We start from the raw sequence: 16875 nt of genomic DNA, 5'->3' as shown, positions 1-16875 counted from the left end.
GTCTCAGAACCGGACGGAGATCCGCAGCCCGTCCTCGTGGATCGGCATGGTCAGATCACCGTGCTCAACGCGCAAGCGGCGGCAGTCGGCCTGATATGGCAGGAGGAGGGGGTCGGGCGCTTTGGCGAGGGAGTCGTACATCTCCCCGACGTCACTCAGCAAAGCCGCGAGCCGGTCCTCCGGCAACGACGCAATCGTGCGGCGTCGGCGCACCATGGCCAGCAGCCCGGCGCGCGTGATCGGGAGCCAGTGCCGGAACGCGCGGGACTCGATGTGCGGGAAATAGTCCGACTCCTCCAGCGCGGCCAAGGTCTCGCGGCCGTAGTCGCCGACCATCGCCGTCGGGTCGTCCTCCTGGATGCGGCGAGCCAGGCGCTTGACCCATGGGACGGTGTCGTCGCGGCTCGTGAAGACCACGCCGAGATGTCCCCCGGTGCGCAGCACCCGGGCGAACTCCGACAGGGCCAGTCCGGGCGCGAAACCGGTCAGGGATTCCTGCACGGTCACCACGTCGAAGCGGAAGCTGCGCAGCGGCAGCGACTCGGCCTGCGCGACGCACGCCAACGCGTCGGGCACCCGGTCGGCAAGCCGGCGGATCCCTTCTCGATCGCTGTCCACACACGTCACCCGGTGGCCCAAAGCGACCAAGCGCTCCGCCAGTCGACCGTCGCCGGAACCCACGTCGAGGACCCGGGCCGGCTCGGGGCCGGCCAGCCACTCCACCGCCGCCGGGGGGAAGCTGGAGAAGCGGCGAGCGGTCATGCGGCACACTCTAGGCCGTGACCGACCCGCTCCTTGACCTTTCCCGACTGGAGGGCGTGCCGTCCGCCGTGGCGGCCGCGCGTGCCGCTGCGGACGTCGTTCTGCGTGATCGCGGTGCGCGGCGCGTGCCCGCGGAGGTGTCCGCACGTGCACTGCTCGCCTCGGCACGGGCCAGCGCGGCGATGGAAGGGCCCGAGTGGGACCCGGGGGCGGTTCGGTTGTCGACCGAGTTGATCGACTTGGCGGAGATGATCAGGAGTACGCCCGCCCAGGCGCTCGCCCGTGCCCATGCGCTGCTGGCCCGAGGCGTGGTCGACGACGAATCACTCGGCCGGGTGCCCGCGGACGACCCGACCCGCCTGCAGGGCGTGCTGGAGTTGCTGACCGCTCCGACCGGGGCACCGGCGCTGGTGGTCGCGGCAATCGCGCACGCGGAGGTGGCGCTGCTGGCCGACACCGGCGGTGGACACGGGGTGCTGGCCCGAGCGGTCGAGCACATGGTCCTCGTGCAGTCCGGAGTGGATCCGCGGGCGGTGCTCGTGGTGGCGGAGGGGCATCGGGCGGTGGGGGCTGCGTACGCAGAACGGCTCGCCGCCTATGCCACCGGGACACCGACGGGCGTGCGGGACTGGATCCTCCATTGCGCGCAGGCGGTCACGCACGGCGCGGAATTGTCGCCGCTCGGGGGCAAACGGGCTTAACAAGGATCTAGGCACCTGGTCACAGTGATCAGGTGCCTAGCCCCACACCGTTTTCCGGATGACCAAGCGTGCAGATCGCAATGTCGGCCCGGGCAAGCCCTGGGACTCGACAACCCACAAGATGGTTAGGTCGCCGCGTGAGTATCCGGTGGTGTGACCAAAGGATTCCTTTCATCCTTTTGTACGCGATCGCGGCCCGAATTGGAATACCCCAGCCGGTGTGATACGGCCCACCCGTGGCCCGCGAGCGGGTTGTCCACAGGCCGCGTCGCGTCCGGGTTGTCCACAGTCGCGGACGCGCGGGTGAACCGCAGGGCGGTTGGTTGCACAGGGTGCGGGCATGGTGAACACGGGTGTGGGCCCTGCTGTGCTGGTGACAGGCGTGACGGAGATCAGGGAACGGGTGCTCGCCGCGGCCGCCGCGGCCGCAGTCGAGGTGCGGATCGCCGGGGACGCGACCGAGTTGGGTGCGGGGCCTGAGCCGCGAACCTTGTTCGTGGGGCCGGACCAGGTTGCGCTGGTCGCGCGGAGTCCGCTGTTGGGTCGTGCGCCGGTCCAGTTGGTCGGGCTGAGCGCAGACCGCGATCGGTTATGCGAGTGGTCAGCGGCGCTGGGGGCTGCGGTGATCGTCCTCCCCGACGGCGTGCGCTGGCTGGCCCATGCGTTGAGCGGGGATCACGGCGGAGCGGCGGCGACCGTGGTGGGCCTGCTCGGAGCGGCGGGTGGGGTGGGCGCCTCCACGCTGGCGGCCGGCCTCGCCCAGTCGGCTGCGCACCGCGGCAACCGCGTCGCCCTCGTGGATCTCGACGATCGGGGCGGTGGGCTCGACCTGCTGATGGGGCTTGCGGATGCACCGGGCTGGCGTTGGCCCAATCTCCTCGACGCGGACGGGTTTCTGGGCGACCTCCACGCCCATCTGCCCCGCCTCGACGGTCTCGCGGTCCTCAGCCATGACCGTGCCGACCCGGCGCCGCCGTCAGCCACGGCCATCGTGGCGGTGCTGCGTTCCCTTGCCCGCAGCCATGACTTGGTTCTGCTTGATCTGGGCTCGCGGCCGGCGGCCGCGGAGCTCGGCGCTCTGCGCGCGGCTGATGGCGTGGTGGTGGTGTGTCCGGGGGATGTCCGGGGTGTGGCGGCGGGCGTCCAACAACTGCGTCAGGTCGATTCTCACGTCCCGATTGCCGCGGTGCTGAGCCGGCTGCGCCCCGGTGGCCTCGGCCGGGAGCAGGTGGCGCGGGCCCTGGGGGTGCCGGTGCTCGCAACAATGCCCCACGACCGTGCCGTGGCGGCGGAGGCCGAACGAGGCGACCCACCGGGCAGGACCGCGGGTCGCGCATGGCGGCGGTGCTGCGGTGTGTTGCTCGACGGTGTGTTGGAGGCCCGTGATGACCGCGGATGACCTGGAGCTCATCCGGGACCAGCTGGCCCGGCTCGGCAGGATTCCGTCGGCGGGCGATGTGGCCGAGGCGATGCGGGGGCTCGGGTTCCTGGTGAGCGATGCGGCGCTGATGGACACGGTCGAGGTATTGCGGCGTGAGTCCGTGGGCGCGGGACCGCTCGATCCGCTGCTGCGCCTGCCGGGCGTGACCGATGTGCTGGTCAACGGGCCGGATCAGGTGTTCCTCGACCGCGGAGGCGGGCTGGAGCCGGCGGGGGTGCGGTTCGGGTCGGACGAGGAGGTGCGCAAGCTTGCTGCCCGATTGGCCGCGTCCACCGGCCGAAGACTGGATGACGGAGTTCCTTTTGTCGACGCCCGGCTGGCCGACGGCACACGTCTGCACGCGATCCTGGCGCCCGTGGCGTCGCCCGGCACGTGTCTGTCTCTCCGGGTTCCCGCCCAGCGTCGGTTCTCCCTGGCCGACTGGGTAGCCGCGGGTTCCGTGCCCAAAGCCGGCGCGGACCTGCTGGAGCGGCTCGTTCGGGCCAGAGTCGCGTTCCTCGTTTCCGGTGGCACGGGCACGGGGAAGACCACGTTGTTGGCCGCGCTTTTGGCCTGTGTGCCAACGCACGAGCGCTTGCTGCTCGTCGAGGACTCCAGAGAACTGGATCCCGCGCACCCGCACTGCATCCGCCTGGAGGCGCGCGCATCCAACGCGGAAGGCGTCGGGCGGATCAATCTGACGGACCTGGTCCGGCAGGCCCTGCGGATGCGACCCGACCGAATCGTGTTGGGAGAGGTGCGGGGTGCTGAACTGTGCGACCTGCTGATGGCGTTCAACACCGGCCACGAGGGCGGCTGCGGGACCGTGCACGCCAACTCGGCCGAGGACGTTCCGGCGCGGCTGGCCGCGCTCGGGGCGCTCGGGGGCTGGCAACCGGAGGCGCTCCGAGCCCAGATCGCCGCCGCGCTGCGGATCGTGATCCACGTGACCAGGGACGTGGTCGGCGGACGCTCGCGGAGACGTGTGGCGGGCATCCACCTCCTGGATGTCACCGATGACCGGGTGCTGACCATCCCCGCCGTCCGCTTCCCCGGCGACGGCAGTCTCCAGCCCGCCGCGGGGTGTGACGCGCTGGAAGAGCTGGCGAGGGCATGACCGGTCTCGCACTGGTCTGTGCTGCCCTCGCCGCGTGGTGGGCGATCCCGCGCCGACCCCGGGTGCCCGGCCCGGCAATCGCGGAGCCGTCCGACGGGCGATCGGGATGGCGACTGCCTGCGCTGGGGGTGCTGGGAACCGTGCTGCTCTGGACCCTGGCGGGACCGGAGTTGGCGGTGCCGGCCACTGCTGCCGGCGTTGTCACCGCAACCGGGGTTCGGGTCTGGATCATCCGGGAGCGGGGGAGACGCGCACGGCGGACGGCTGCCGACATCGCACTCGCCTGCACGGTGCTCGCGAGTGAACTCGACCTGGGCCGGGTGCCCACCGCTGCGCTCGCTGCCGCGGCCGCCGATTGCCCCGTTCTGCTTCCGGCTGCAACCGCTGCCCGCATCGGTGGGGACGTCGTCCAGACCTGGGAGCGGCAGGCCGCACAACCCGGCCACCACGGTCTCCGGGTCCTGAGCAGGGCCTGGCAGGTGTCGACCGGAACCGGCGCCGCGCTCGCCCCTTCGCTCGCCACGGTGGCCGCGGCACTCACCACCGAGGAGGAGGTCGAGCGCACGGTGGCCGGCGAGCTGGCCGCACCGCGGATGACGGGAGTGGTTCTCGCGCTCCTCCCGGTTGCCGGGATCGGGCTCGGCTATGCGATCGGCGGGGACCCGCTCGGTTTCCTTCTCGGGTCCGCATGGGGTTGGGCCTGCCTGCTGGGCGGCACTGTGCTCGCCTGCGCCGGGCTGCTGTGGACCGAGCGGTTGGCGGCGACCGGTTGACCGTTGCATTCACCCCCGCGGTCGGTCGAGGCGACCGATGCGGGACCGCCGACCGAAAGGACGACCGATGACGTTGCTGGCTGTGCTGTTCGCAGGCGTGGCAGTGCTGATCGCCGTGCCCCGACCGCCACGTCTGCGGCCCCGGGAGACGGCCGCGCACCTCCCCTCGTGGCTTCGCCCCCGCGACGATGCCCTGGGTGCACGGACTCGTTGGCTGGCCGGCGCCGGCGCAGGGCTGGTGGCGTACTTCCTCGCCGAACCACTCGGTCCCCTCGCCCTCATCGCCGGGATCGGTGTGACGGCTGCCACCGCAGCAGTGCTCGGGCGACTCGAGCCACCGGCCGTGCAGCGGACCCGGGAGCGGCGCGTGCAGGATCTCCCCGAGGTCCTGGACCTCCTCGGTGCCTGCCTGGGATCCGGATTGCCGCTGCGCAGGGCGGTCCGTGAGGTCGGCGGCGTCACACCCGGTCCGATCGGCGAGGACCTGGCCCTGGTGGTCAGCCTTGTCGATGTCGGCGTCGCCGAGCGGCCTGCGTGGTTGGCGATCGCCGACCGGCCCGGCTGGGAAGGCATCGGAAGAGACATCGCCCGCGCTGCCGACTCCGGGACGGGGCTGCGCCCAGCGCTGGCCAAGCACGCCGAGCGCGCACGACGCAATGCGCACGCGGCGCGGCAGGCGAAGGCCCGCACACTCGGTGTGCGCAGCGTCTGGCCCCTCATGTTGTGCTTCCTGCCCGCTTTCGTCTGCCTCGGCATCGTGCCCACCGTCGGATCGATGGTGCTGCGCATCCTGCAGTTCGAATGATCCACAGGCAGACCGGGAGTCGGGGCACCGTCCACAGGGGCGTCGTCTCGATGAACCGAAGTGGCTTTCTCCTCGCATCCTCTCAATGCCTGATCCGGGCGAATCCTTCTTAGACAGGAGAAAATCATGTCCGCTGTTCACACTTCTCTCGAGCCCGTCGTCATCGACCCGGTCGTCGCCAACCAGTTGTCGGGCCGCCGACGCACCGAGCGGGGGATGACGACGGCGGAGTACGCGGTCGGCACCGTTGCCGCCGCGAGCTTCGCCGGCGTGCTCATCAAGATCCTCACCGATCCTGCGCTTCAGGCGCTGCTCCTGAGCCTCATCCAGGCGGTCCTCGAGCTGTTCATGCGGGTCACTCCGCTCTGACCAGCACACCGGGCGAGGCGGGGACGCTGGGCGTCCCCGCCATCGGTGGTGGATGTTCACGAGTCGACTGAGACGAGGCGGAGCAGCAATGAAGCAACAGGCGCGCGGCATGGTGACCGTTGAACTGGCGCTGGCCCTGATCGGGCTCGCGCTCGCGACCCTCGTGGGGATGTGGTTCGTGTGGATGCTCGGCCAGCAGATCAGATGTGCCGACACGGCCCGGGAGGTTGCCCGGCAGTTGGCCCGCGGCGACGACACGGCGGCCCACCGCGCTGCGCAGGCAGGGCCGCGGGGCAGCGCGGTCTCCTCCGAGCGTCGGGATGGGGATGCAGTGGTGATCGTGCGGCTCCGGGCCCGCCCCTTCGACCGCCTACCGGCTGTGCCGCTCGAGGCGACTGCCCGCGTTGCACTCGAGCCGGGGGTGCAGTGATGGTCCCGGAGAGCCGCCCCAAGGGGCCGGACCAGCGCGGCTCGGCAACCATCCTGGCCGTCGCCGCCATCGCGGTGGTGCTGCTCCTCGCAGGGACGATCGTCATCGTCGCCGGTTATGTGCTGGCGGCGCGGCGGGCAGGGCAGGCGGCTGACCTCGCCGCAGTCAGCGCCGCGCGGACGATCGATTTCGGCGAGCCGGGCTGTCCGATCACGGAACGGATCGCGCGGGACAACGGAGCGCGCCTCGTCCGCTGCGACCACGTGGGTGATGCCATCGAGTTCGCCGTCACCGTCGAGGTCCTCGTGAGCGTCCGTCCACCCTTGCCCGGGTTGCCCAGTTCGGTGTCGGGCAAAGCTTCCGCAGGGCAACTCGGGGTTACGGCCGAACAGGGGTGAACGCGCGTGGCATACTCCGCGGAAACGTGGTCCAGCAACACCCAACGACGGGAAGCCACGTGTCTGGAGGATTCATGCCGCCCCTGCAGGTTGTGCTGTCCGATGCCCATGTGTCGATCGTCGCGGTGGTGGCCGCGATCGCTGCCATAGCAGTGGCGATGTCCCTGATCTTCAGAGCCCAGGTCCTGAAAGCAGCCGAGGGCACGGACAACATGCGGGCGATCGGCGTCGCAGTTCAGGAGGGTGCCGCCGCCTATCTCGGGCGCCAGTTCAGGACGCTCGGGCTGTTCGCGATCGGTGCGTTCCTGCTGTTGTTCCTGTTGCCGGCCCACAGCGACACCGGAGCAGGCGAGTGGTTCCTGCGGACCGCCCGGTCCATCGCTTTCCTCGTCGGTGCGGGCTTCTCTGCCTTGATCGGCTATCTGGGCATGTGGCTGGCCGTGCGCGCCAACATGCGGGTGGCCTCGGCTGCACGCGTGGACGGACGTGACTCGGCCATGCGGATTGCTTTCCGCACCGGCGCGGCTGTCGGCATGGCGACGATCGGGTTCGGTCTGCTCGGCGCCGCGCTGGTCGTGCTGATCTTCCGGAGCGATGCGCCCACCGTCCTCGAGGGCTTCGGGTTCGGTGCGGCCATGCTGGCCATGTTCATGCGGGTCGGCGGCGGCATCTTCACCAAGGCCGCCGACGTCGGTGCCGACCTCGTCGGCAAGGTCGAGCAGAACATACCCGAGGACGACCCCCGGAACGCGGCGACCATCGCCGACAATGTCGGAGACAACGTGGGCGACTGCGCGGGCATGGCCGCGGACCTCTTCGAGTCCTACGCCGTCATGCTCGTGGCCTCCCTCATCCTCGGCAAAGCGGCCTTCGGACCGGCCGGCCTGATCTTCCCCCTGATCGTGCCCGCGATCGGCGTCCTCACGGCCCTGATCGGTGTCTACATCACCCGGCCCCGGGCGAACGAGAACGGCCTGACCACGATCAACCGGGCGTTCTATCTCTCGGCCGTCATCTCCGCGGTGCTCTGCGCGGTCGCTGCCTGGATCTTCCTGCCCGGCGATTTCGCCGATCTCGGCGTCACCGCCCAGTTCGGCGGGCCGATCGACGATCCGCGCGTCGTGGCGTTCGGCGCCGTGCTCATCGGCATCGTGCTCGCTGCGCTCATCCTCGCTCTCACCGGCTATTTCACCGGCACCGAGGACCGTCCGGTCCAGGACGTCGGCCGCACGTCCGAGACCGGCGCCGCGACCGTCATCCTCTCCGGCATCTCGCTCGGCCTCTCCTCCGCGGTCTACACGGCCATCATCATCGCGCTGGCCGTGTTCGGTGCCTATCTGCTCGGCGGTTCCGGTGTCACCGGCCTGTTCGCGATCGCGCTGGCCGGCTGTGGCCTGCTCACGACCGTCGGTGTGATCGTTGCGATGGACACCTTCGGCCCCGTCGCGGACAACGCCCAGGGCATCGCCGAGATGTCCGGCGATGTCGACGGTGAGGGCGCCCAGATCCTCAACGAACTGGACGCCGTCGGCAACACCACCAAGGCCATCACCAAGGGCATCGCGATCGCCACTGCGGTCCTGGCTGCCACAGCGCTGTTCGGGTCCTACACGGATGCGATCTCGAACGTGCTGGGGGAGGCGTACACACGGTTCGTCGACCAGTCGGTCGTCTTTGCGCCGTCCGTCCTGGTGGGCGTCATCCTCGGCGCCTGCGTGGTGTTCCTCTTTTCCGGCTTGGCGATCTCGGCCGTGGGCCGGGCCGCGGGTGCGGTGGTGTTCGAGGTGCGACGCCAGTTCCGCGAGATTCCCGGGATCATGGCGGGGACGGGCCGACCGGAATACGGTCGCGTCGTCGACATCTGCACGCGCGACTCCCTGCGGGAGTTGGCCACCCCCGGCATCCTCGCCGTGTTCGCGCCCATCGCTGTCGGCTTCGGTCTGGGGGCCCCTGCCCTTGCCGGATTCCTGGGCGGTTCGATTGCCTGTGGCACGCTCATGGCGGTGTTCCTCGCCAACTCCGGCGGGGCCTGGGACAACGCCAAGAAGCTCGTCGAGGACGGCCACCACGGTGGCAAGGGCTCCGAGGCGCACGCGGCGACCGTCATCGGTGACACCGTCGGTGACCCGTTCAAGGACACTGCGGGACCGGCGATCAACCCCCTCATCAAGGTGATGAACCTTGTCGCCGTGCTGATCGCGCCGGCCGCGGTGGCGATGGGCCCCCTCAGCGAGACGCCGTCGGTGATCAGGTTCGTGATTGCGGGAATCGCGCTGGCTGTCGTCATCGGTGCCGTGTGGGTCTCCGCCCGGCGCGACATCGCGATCGCTGAACCCGAGCCCTCCCCGGGCCTGGACGGCATCCCGGGCAACCCCGATTGGGATGCCGCCGGTCGCGCCGCCGAGGACCGCTCGGGACCCCTGGCCGAGCTGGCTGCGGATCATGAGTCCTATCAGTCCCAGCCGCATTTCCATCTCCCGAGCTGGATCAAGCCCGAGGGCGAGGATGCTGTGGAGGGCCGCGAGAGGGAGTGACGGAGACCGTTCCCGCGACTTTTCGTTTTGCCGACAACGCGGGGACTCGGTCAGTACGCTGGTGCCCACCACCGTCAATGTCGACGTGAGAGCGGAGCAAGTCATGGGGACCTACCACGAGCAATTCCAGGCCAGCCTGTCTGACCCGAACGCCTACTGGCTCAAGCAGGCGCGCCATGTGGACTGGATCTCCGCTCCGACGCGTGCGCTCGACGACAGCAACCCGCCGATGTACAGGTGGTATCCGGACGGCACGCTCAACACTGCGTACAACGCGCTCGACCGGCACGTGATCGCCGGCCGGGCGGATCAGCCGGCGCTGATCTTCCACTCGGCGATCACCGGCGCCCGCAAGACATGGACCTATGCGGAGTTGCTCGACCATGTCGCCCGCCTCGGCGGTGTGCTGCAGGCGATGGGCGTCGAAGCGGGCGACCGGGTCGTCATCTATATGCCGATGATTCCGGAGGCGCTCATGGCCATGCTGGCCTGCGCGCGGATCGGTGCCGTGCACTCCGTTGTTTTCGGCGGCTTCGCGCCGGCCGAGCTCGCGACCCGCATCGACGATGCCACCCCGAAGGTCATCATCTCCGCGTCCTGTGGTTTGGAGGGGCAGCGGGTGATTGAATACATGCCGATGCTCAACCGCGCGATCGACCGCGCGGAGCACAAGCCCGAGCGGTGTCTGATCGTGCAGCGCGAGCAGGCACAAGCCGAGCTCGTGGAAGGCCGGGACATCGACTTCGCGACCGCGATGCGCCCCGGCGCCGTGGAACCGGCGGCGGCCGTGGAAGTCAAGGCCACCGACCCGCTCTACATCCTCTACACCTCCGGAACCACCGGGAAACCGAAGGGCATCGTCCGCGACAACGGCGGCCACGCGGTCGCGCTCACGGTCACGATGAAGGAGATCTACGACGTCGGCCCGGGCGAGGTCATGTTCACCGCGTCCGATGTGGGCTGGGTCGTCGGCCACTCCTACATCGTTTACGGACCTCTGCTCGCCGGAGCGACGACCGTGCTGTTCGAGGGCAAGCCGGTCGGCACCCCCGACGCGGGCACCTTCTGGCGCGTCGTGAACGAACACGGTGCGAAGACGATGTTCACGGCTCCCACGGCGATGCGGGCCATCCGCAAGGTCGACCCGGACGGCAAGTTCATCGCGGAGATCGGCGTGCCGAGCCTCCGGAACCTCTTCCTCGCCGGCGAACGGCTCGACCCCGACACCTATGCCTGGGCGACCGAGAAAGTCGGCGTCCCCGTGACCGACAACTGGTGGCAGACCGAAACCGGCTGGCCGATCGCCTCGAACATGCGGGGCATGGACCCGATGCCGCTCAAGCCCGGCTCGCCGAGCGTGCCGGCACCCGGCTATGACGTCCAGATCCTCGATGCGACAGCCGCCCAGCTGCCGCCCAACGAGGACGGTGCGATCGCGATCAAGCTGCCGATGCCGCCGGGCACCTTGGCCGGCATCTGGGGGGATGAGCAGCGCTACATCAACAGCTATCTGACCGCCTATCCGGGTTACTACCTCACCGGCGACGGCGGGTTCCTCGACGAAGACGGCTATGTGTATGTCATGGGGCGCACCGACGACGTCATCAACGTTGCCGGGCACCGGCTGTCGACCGGCTCGATGGAAGCGGTGCTCGCGGGCCATCCGGCCGTCGCCGAGTGTGCTGTCATCGGTGTCAATGACGCACTGAAGGGGCAGCAGCCGCGGGGCTTCGTGGTCCTGAAGGAGGGGGTGAACTCCGACCGGGAGCAGGTCGTCAAGGAGCTCATCCAGGCGGTCCGCGACGACATCGGCGCGGTGGCCTCACTCAAGCAGATCGACATCGTGTCGGCGCTGCCGAAGACGCGATCCGGCAAGATCCTGCGCAAGACGATGCGCGAGATCGCCGACGGCGGCCAGGGCAACATTCCCTCGACCATCGAGGACCCCCAGGTCATCGAGGATCTTCGCTCGGTGTTGACGCGTTCCTGACCGCGTCTGCGTACGCCCCGGGACGGGCCGCTCGACTCAGCGCTCGTCCTCGGGCAGGACCTTGCCTGGATTGAGGATTCCGTGGGGGTCCAGCGCACTCTTGACCGCCCGCTGCATCGAGAGCACCGCGGGAGTCTGCTCGAGGGCCAGTCCGTGGCGCTTCAACAGGCCGACCCCGTGCTCGCCGGTGACCGTTCCGCCAAGGGCGATCGCGTCCGCGATGATCTCCTCGAACGCGGCTTGGGCGCGTCGCCGTTGGTCGGTGTCGTCGGGCGGCGTGATGAGCAGGGGGTGCAGGTTGCCGTCCCCGGCGTGAGCGATGTTGGCGATGTGCACGTCGTGTCGGAGTCCGATCGCCTCGATTCGGGCGAGCATCTCGGGGACCGCGCCCTTGGGTACGCAGACGTCCTCGGTCAGCACCGGTCCCAGCCGCTCCAGAGCCGGATAGGCGAGCCTGCGGGCCGCGAACAGGGCTTCGGCCTCGTCGGGATCCTCCGACCGGACGGCGAACGTCGCGCCGGCCGACTCGAAGCACGCCACCATGGCCTCTGCCTCGGCGATGCCCGCCGCGCTCGGTGAGTCGGTGCGGCCGAGCAGGACGACGTTCGCCTCGACCGACAACCCCATGTTCTTCCAGTCGTCGACCGCCTTGAGGCAGTGCCTGTCCACGAGCTCGAGCGCGGAGGGGGTGAGCCCGGCAGCGCCGACCGCCTCGACCGCGCGGCCGGCGTCGACGATCGAGTCGAAGAAGCCGGCAATCGTGTGTTCGGGTTCGCGCAGCGGTCGGAGCCGGACGGTCACCTCGGTGACGACGCCCAGGGTGCCCTCCGACCCGACCAACAGCCCCGTCAGGTCATAACCAGCGACGCCCTTGGCGGTACGCCGCCCCACCCGGACCAACTCGCCGGTGCCCGTCACTGCCTGGAGACCGAGGACATAGTCCCTGGTCACGCCGTACTTCACACAGCACAGCCCACCAGCGTTGGTCGCCACGTTGCCGCCGATGGTGGACCAGGGCGAGGACGCGGGGTCCGGGGGATACCACAGCCCGTGCTCTGCGCAGGCCGCGCGCAGGTCGTCGTTGACCACCCCGGGCTGCACGACGGCGAGCCGCTCGAGGGGGTTGATCTCGAGGATCTGCGCCATCCGCTCCGTCGCCAGGACCACACAGCCGTCGGTCGCGTTCGCGCCACCCGACAGCCCGGTCCCGGCGCCGCGCGCGACGAGGGGGGTGCGGTGTGCGATGCAGACCTGGACGACGGCCTGCACGTCCTTCGGTGTCCGTGGGCGCACCACGACGGCCGGTTGCCCGAACGGGGCCCACTCGGCCTCGTCCTGCGCATAGCTCGCGAGGACGTCCGGGTCGGTCACCAGGCAGTCGTCGCCGAGTCGTTCGCGGAGATCGTTGAGGAGCATGTCTCGCAGCCTAGGTAACAGCGAGCCTGGTCATGCCGTTCCCCCAGTTCTGGATTCGTAGGACGATTCGCACCCACCGTAGTTCGGGCGCTCGGGTCACCCCGCGCGGCCCCCGGTAATAGGGTGCGCACGTGAAGCACACCGATACCGCCGACCGTCTGCGGGAGGCCCTGACCGAGGCTGACTACACGGTGGACGCCGTGCTGGGGCGGATCGGTGCCGAGGGCCAGCGGGCCCTGGGCCGCAACTCGACGGTCGCGGCTGAGTGGGCGCTCGGGCGCGAGACCGACCCGCTCGCGACCCTGATCCGGCTCTGGTTGCTGCAGCAACCCCTGCCCCGCAAAGCTGTCGACCGCGCATTGCCGGAGATGGTCGATCCGCTCATCACGGCCGACATCCTGACCGGCGACGCCCGCACGGTGACCGCGTCAGTGGATGTTCGTCCCTATGCCGCCGATGACGGCACCGACGGGTGGGTCGTCTCCGATCTCGTGAACGGCCTCGACGCTCAGCCGACCCCACCTCGGTCCGACTATGTCCTCGGCATCTCGCCCGCGTCGACCTCGCTCGCGCAGCTCACCATGAGGGGTGGGATCTCCTCGGCGCTCGATCTCGGGGCGGGCTGCGGCGTACAGTCCCTGCACCTCTCTCGTCACGCCCGACGGGTCGTGGCCACGGATCTCAACCCGCGGGCCAACCAACTCGCCGCCTGGACCTATCGGCTGAGCGGCGTCGAGCCCGAGCAGCGCCTCGGCAGCCTCTACGAACCCGTCGCGGGGGAGGCATTCGATCTGATCGTGACCAATCCGCCGTACGTCATGTCACCACCCGGCGACCGCCGACTCGTGTATCGCGAGGGCTCGATGGTGGCGGACGGGCTGGTCGAGGCGATCGTGCGCGGTTGCGTCGATCACCTCAATCCCGGTGGGTCCCTGCAGGTCCTCGGCAACTGGGCGATCCTCGATTCCGATCGATGGGCCGAACGGCTCGCCGACTGGATTCCGGCCGGCTGCGATGCGCTGGTGATGGAGCGGGAGAGATTGGACCCGTTCGAATACATCGAGATCTGGCTCGCCGATGCCGGCCTGGTGGGCGACCCTCGACACGGCGAGCGCTATCGAGAGTGGCTCGACTATTTCGACGACCTCGGCATCACCGGTGTCGGGATGGGCTGGCTGCTCGTCCATCGGAGCGGCTCGACGGCGCCCGACATCCGCATCGAACAGTGGCCACACGCCGTCGAGCAGCCCGTCGGACCTGCTTTTGCGGCGCATCGTCAGGCGGTGGAGTACGCGCGGCGCAGCGACGCGGAAGTCCTCGCCACCAACTGGCGGTTGGCCGACGACATTGTCCAGGAGACGATCGGCGAGCCGGGCGCGCCCGATCCACGGCACATCGTGTTGCGCTCGCAGCGCGGCTTCCGACGGGCGGTGGAGGTCGACACCGCCCTCGGGGGAGTGCTCGGGGCGTGCGACGGGGATCTGCCGCTGGGCGCGATCGTGTCGGCGGTGGCGGGCTTGCTCGACGTCGATGCCGAGGCGCTCGTGACGGACTTGCTTCCGCGGATCCGGCGCCTGCTCTCCGACGGGATGCTGACCCACTGATCCGGGCGGACAACACCTCGGACAACACTTCCGCACATCGGACAACACCGGCGCGCACACGCACAACACCGGGCTCTTCTCCTGGCGGCAGCGAATCGGAAGGCTGGTCACACCACCCCACCGGCCCTCGCCCAGGAGACATTCATGACCAAGGATGCGGTCCAACGCCTCGCGCGCGCCGTCGTCGCCGGATTGCTGCTGACGCTGCTCGTCGGCTGTCTTTCGTCGCGCCCGAACGAGCCGCTGGCCAGTCCCTCCCGAGCGCAGGAGCGGATCCATCCGGTCTGGGAGTCCGAGCGGGACTATCTCTCCGCGGGGCGGATCCACGGCGACCGGATCCTGACCGTCGGGGCCGGAGAAGAGCCCGGCCGGATCGATCTGGTGGGCTTGGATCTCGCCACCGGCCGGGAGTTGTGGCGCCACCCGTGGTCACCGAGTGCGGACGAGGGGTTCCCGGTCAGCACGCTGGCCGTCGAAGCGGGCGGGGACCACTATGCGGTTTTCATGGCCGACGGGGACGAGCAGCGGGACGGCGATGCACTGCCGCATCAGCGCCTGATCATGGTCCGGCTGTCCGACGGTGCCCTGCAGGAGATCCACCCGGCGGTCTGGACCGCGAGCCAGCCACGGCACTGTGCCCCCGGGGACGCTGATGCCGAGGCCGGTGACGTTGACCAGGGCGGCCCCCGCCGGTTGTGTTTGGCGGCACACCTTTTCGACGAGGGCTGGCGCTGGCTGGAGATCACCCCCGGCACGGGGACGGTCGAGGTGGGCGAGGTGGACGGCGGTTACGCACACCTTCACGGCGGCTGGGTCGTGACCCGCACCGACATCGGCCGGACTGATCCGAATGAGCTCCTGGGACGCATCGAAGCGGGCAAGGTGATCTGGACGAAGGCGTCGGCGCAGTTCTTCGAAGGCACCCTGGGGCGCAGCGCCTTCAGCTACGACATCAGCACCGACGCAGACCAGCCCGCGCTGTTCCTCCTCGACGCCTCGGCCGGCGGCCTGGAGGGAGCCCGGATGGTGGCGATTTCACCTCGGGATGGTTCCGTCGCCTGGTCGCGGGCAGGAGTGGTCGAGTGCCGGGCGAGGTTGCGGAGCGATGATCCCGGCTTGGTGTCTCTCTGTTTCCGTCGTGGCGAAACGGGCCACCCGGATGCTCGGCTGGTGCTGGCGCTCGTCGACCGCAGGACCGGCCAGGTCGCCACCAGCCACGTCATCGATGCGGCCGCGGCCAACCTCGATGACCAGGCGGGACGCTATCCGTGGGCGGGGAAGGACGAGGTGGTCGTCACCGTCGACGGCCGCGAACGGGTCCTGCACGCGACCAAGGGGCTGCACGGACCGTTCGACCGGAGCGCCGCCCTGTGTGGCGAATGGACGCATGCGGCCCACCGCTTCTTTCCGGATCGACCCCTGCGCGTGGGTTCGCGAGCCGTCCGGTGCGACGGCAATGATGATGCCGACCGGGCCCTCGGCCGGGCACAGCTCGAGGCCTGGGCCGACGACGAGGGGTGGCTCGTCCTGCTGCGCGGGGACAGGGTTCATGCCTATCGCAAATGATTCGTCCTAGGCTGCTCGAATGGCGCAGCAGCTCCCACATCCGATCACCGGCGACCTGTTCCCGTCACCGGTCCCACCGGGAGCAGGCTGGCCGGGTGACCTGGCCTCCGCCGCGACTCCGGTCGCGACGACGTCGGCAGCGGTCGGCGCACTCGCGGCCTCGGCTGTCGATCCCGATGACCTCGCGGCCCGGATCTCCGTGTGCAGGGCCTGCCCGCGGCTCGTGGAGTGGCGGGAGTCGGTGGCGGTGGCGAAGCGGGCCGCGTACGCCGATCAGCCCTATTGGGGCCGCCCGGTCCCCGCCGCTGGGCCCGCGGACGCGCCGATCCTCATCGTCGGTCTCGCACCCGCGGCCCACGGCGCCAATCGGACCGGCCGCAACTTCACCGGTGACCGCTCCGGTGACTTCCTCTATGCCGCCCTCCACCGCGCCGGCCTCGCTTCGCAACCCACGGCGACCCACGCCGGGGACGGGCTGACCCTGCAGGGGGCGCGCATCATCGCCGCCGTTCGGTGCGCTCCTCCGCAAAACAAGCCCACGACCCTCGAACGGCAGACCTGTGCGCCCTGGTTGGACGCCGACTTGGCCTTCTCGAGCCCGCGGGTCCGCTCGATCATGTGCCTCGGCCTGATCGGCTGGGACGCCGCGATCGCGGCGGTCCGGCATGCGGGCTGGACCGTTCCCCGGCCCAAACCCCGCTTCGGGCACGGGATGCGGGCCACGCTGCACACGCCCGACGGGCGCGCGGTCAGCCTGGTCGGCTGTTATCACGTGAGCCAACAGAACACCTTCACCGGACGCCTCACCGAACAGATGCTCGACGAAGTGATCGCGTCACTCTGAGCTACGGTGGCCACGACAGGGCGGCGTTTGACGCTACCGTGGCGACGGCCGGGCTGGCACCGGGCCGAATTCGAAGAGAGCCCTCGGCGTTCGTTCCAGGCGGTACGCTTCCCGCCAAAGCACTTGGGCTCTCGAAAAATCATTGA

15 protein-coding genes are annotated in these 16875 nt (G+C 69.8%); 13 read left to right on the top strand and 2 right to left on the bottom strand.

The features are described 5' to 3' along the window. Positions 1–3: 3 nt before the first annotated feature. Complete coding sequence (locus ACQ260_RS07140; protein WP_432558727.1) at positions 4–762, bottom strand: class I SAM-dependent methyltransferase; 759 nt, start codon at positions 760–762, stop codon at positions 4–6. Between the two features lie 17 nt (positions 763–779). On the opposite strand from ACQ260_RS07140, the gene ACQ260_RS07135 reads away from it, so the two are divergent. The 10 genes from ACQ260_RS07135 to ACQ260_RS07090 all read left to right on the top strand — a co-directional run bounded on the left by ACQ260_RS07135 (position 780) and on the right by ACQ260_RS07090 (position 11299). Beyond that, on the top strand, positions 780–1463 hold the full coding sequence (locus ACQ260_RS07135; protein WP_432558726.1) for a Fic family protein: 684 nt from the start codon (positions 780–782) through the stop codon (positions 1461–1463). 340 nt (positions 1464–1803) lie between these two features. Next, positions 1804–2862, top strand: a complete 1059-nt coding sequence (ssd, locus tag ACQ260_RS07130; protein ID WP_432558725.1) for a septum site-determining protein Ssd — start codon at positions 1804–1806, stop codon at positions 2860–2862. Next, a complete protein-coding gene (locus tag ACQ260_RS07125; protein WP_432558724.1) occupies positions 2849–4000 on the top strand; it encodes a TadA family conjugal transfer-associated ATPase in 1152 nt (383 codons plus the stop codon). Before ssd ends, ACQ260_RS07125 begins: the two co-directional genes overlap by 14 nt. Then, entirely contained in the window at positions 3997–4773 is a 777-nt protein-coding gene (locus ACQ260_RS07120; RefSeq protein WP_432558723.1) for a type II secretion system F family protein, read from the top strand. The genes ACQ260_RS07125 and ACQ260_RS07120 overlap by 4 nt, the downstream gene beginning before the upstream one ends. Positions 4774–4840: 67 nt before the next feature. Beyond that, a complete protein-coding gene (locus ACQ260_RS07115; RefSeq protein ID WP_432558722.1) occupies positions 4841–5578 on the top strand; it encodes a type II secretion system F family protein in 738 nt (245 codons plus the stop codon). 126 nt (positions 5579–5704) lie between these two features. Continuing rightward, on the top strand, positions 5705–5947 hold the full coding sequence (locus ACQ260_RS07110) for a DUF4244 domain-containing protein (RefSeq protein ID WP_432558721.1): 243 nt from the start codon (positions 5705–5707) through the stop codon (positions 5945–5947). 88 nt (positions 5948–6035) lie between these two features. Then, positions 6036–6377, top strand: coding sequence for a TadE family type IV pilus minor pilin (locus tag ACQ260_RS07105; protein WP_432558720.1), 342 nt, complete (start codon positions 6036–6038; stop codon positions 6375–6377). Beyond that, positions 6377–6775, top strand: a complete 399-nt coding sequence (locus ACQ260_RS07100; protein ID WP_432558719.1) for an Rv3654c family TadE-like protein — start codon at positions 6377–6379, stop codon at positions 6773–6775. The genes ACQ260_RS07105 and ACQ260_RS07100 overlap by 1 nt, the downstream gene beginning before the upstream one ends. Before the next feature lie 74 nt (positions 6776–6849). Beyond that, the gene (locus tag ACQ260_RS07095; RefSeq protein WP_432558718.1) at positions 6850–9309 is read left to right on the top strand and encodes a sodium-translocating pyrophosphatase; all 2460 of its coding nucleotides are present in this window, start codon (positions 6850–6852) and stop codon (positions 9307–9309) included. Beyond that, positions 9218–11299: an acetate--CoA ligase gene (locus tag ACQ260_RS07090; RefSeq protein WP_432558717.1), complete on the top strand. Its 2082-nt coding sequence runs from the start codon at positions 9218–9220 to the stop codon at positions 11297–11299. The genes ACQ260_RS07095 and ACQ260_RS07090 overlap by 92 nt, the downstream gene beginning before the upstream one ends. 36 nt (positions 11300–11335) lie before the next feature. Here ACQ260_RS07090 and ACQ260_RS07085 read toward each other — a convergent pair whose 3' ends face one another. After that, on the bottom strand, positions 11336–12715 hold the full coding sequence (locus ACQ260_RS07085; protein ID WP_432558716.1) for an FAD-binding oxidoreductase: 1380 nt from the start codon (positions 12713–12715) through the stop codon (positions 11336–11338). A gap of 131 nt (positions 12716–12846) precedes the next feature. On the opposite strand from ACQ260_RS07085, the gene ACQ260_RS07080 reads away from it, so the two are divergent. From ACQ260_RS07080 to ACQ260_RS07070, 3 genes are all read left to right on the top strand, one after another. Continuing rightward, positions 12847–14319 carry a DUF7059 domain-containing protein gene (locus ACQ260_RS07080; RefSeq protein WP_432558715.1) on the top strand — a complete coding sequence of 491 codons (1473 nt, stop codon included), beginning with the start codon at positions 12847–12849 and terminating at the stop codon, positions 14317–14319. A 144-nt stretch (positions 14320–14463) separates the two neighbouring features. Next, positions 14464–15885, top strand: coding sequence for a hypothetical protein (locus ACQ260_RS07075; protein ID WP_432558714.1), 1422 nt, complete (start codon positions 14464–14466; stop codon positions 15883–15885). A 19-nt stretch (positions 15886–15904) separates the two neighbouring features. After that, a complete protein-coding gene (locus tag ACQ260_RS07070; RefSeq protein ID WP_432558713.1) occupies positions 15905–16729 on the top strand; it encodes a uracil-DNA glycosylase in 825 nt (274 codons plus the stop codon). Positions 16730–16875 lie beyond the last annotated feature (146 nt).

Origin of the sequence: Ammonicoccus luteus (assembly GCF_050880385.1) — a bacterium.
Classification (GTDB): domain Bacteria; phylum Actinomycetota; class Actinomycetes; order Propionibacteriales; family Propionibacteriaceae; genus Enemella.
The sequence above is the reverse complement of the archived record's forward strand: the minus strand, read 5'-3'. Positions and strand labels throughout refer to the sequence as shown.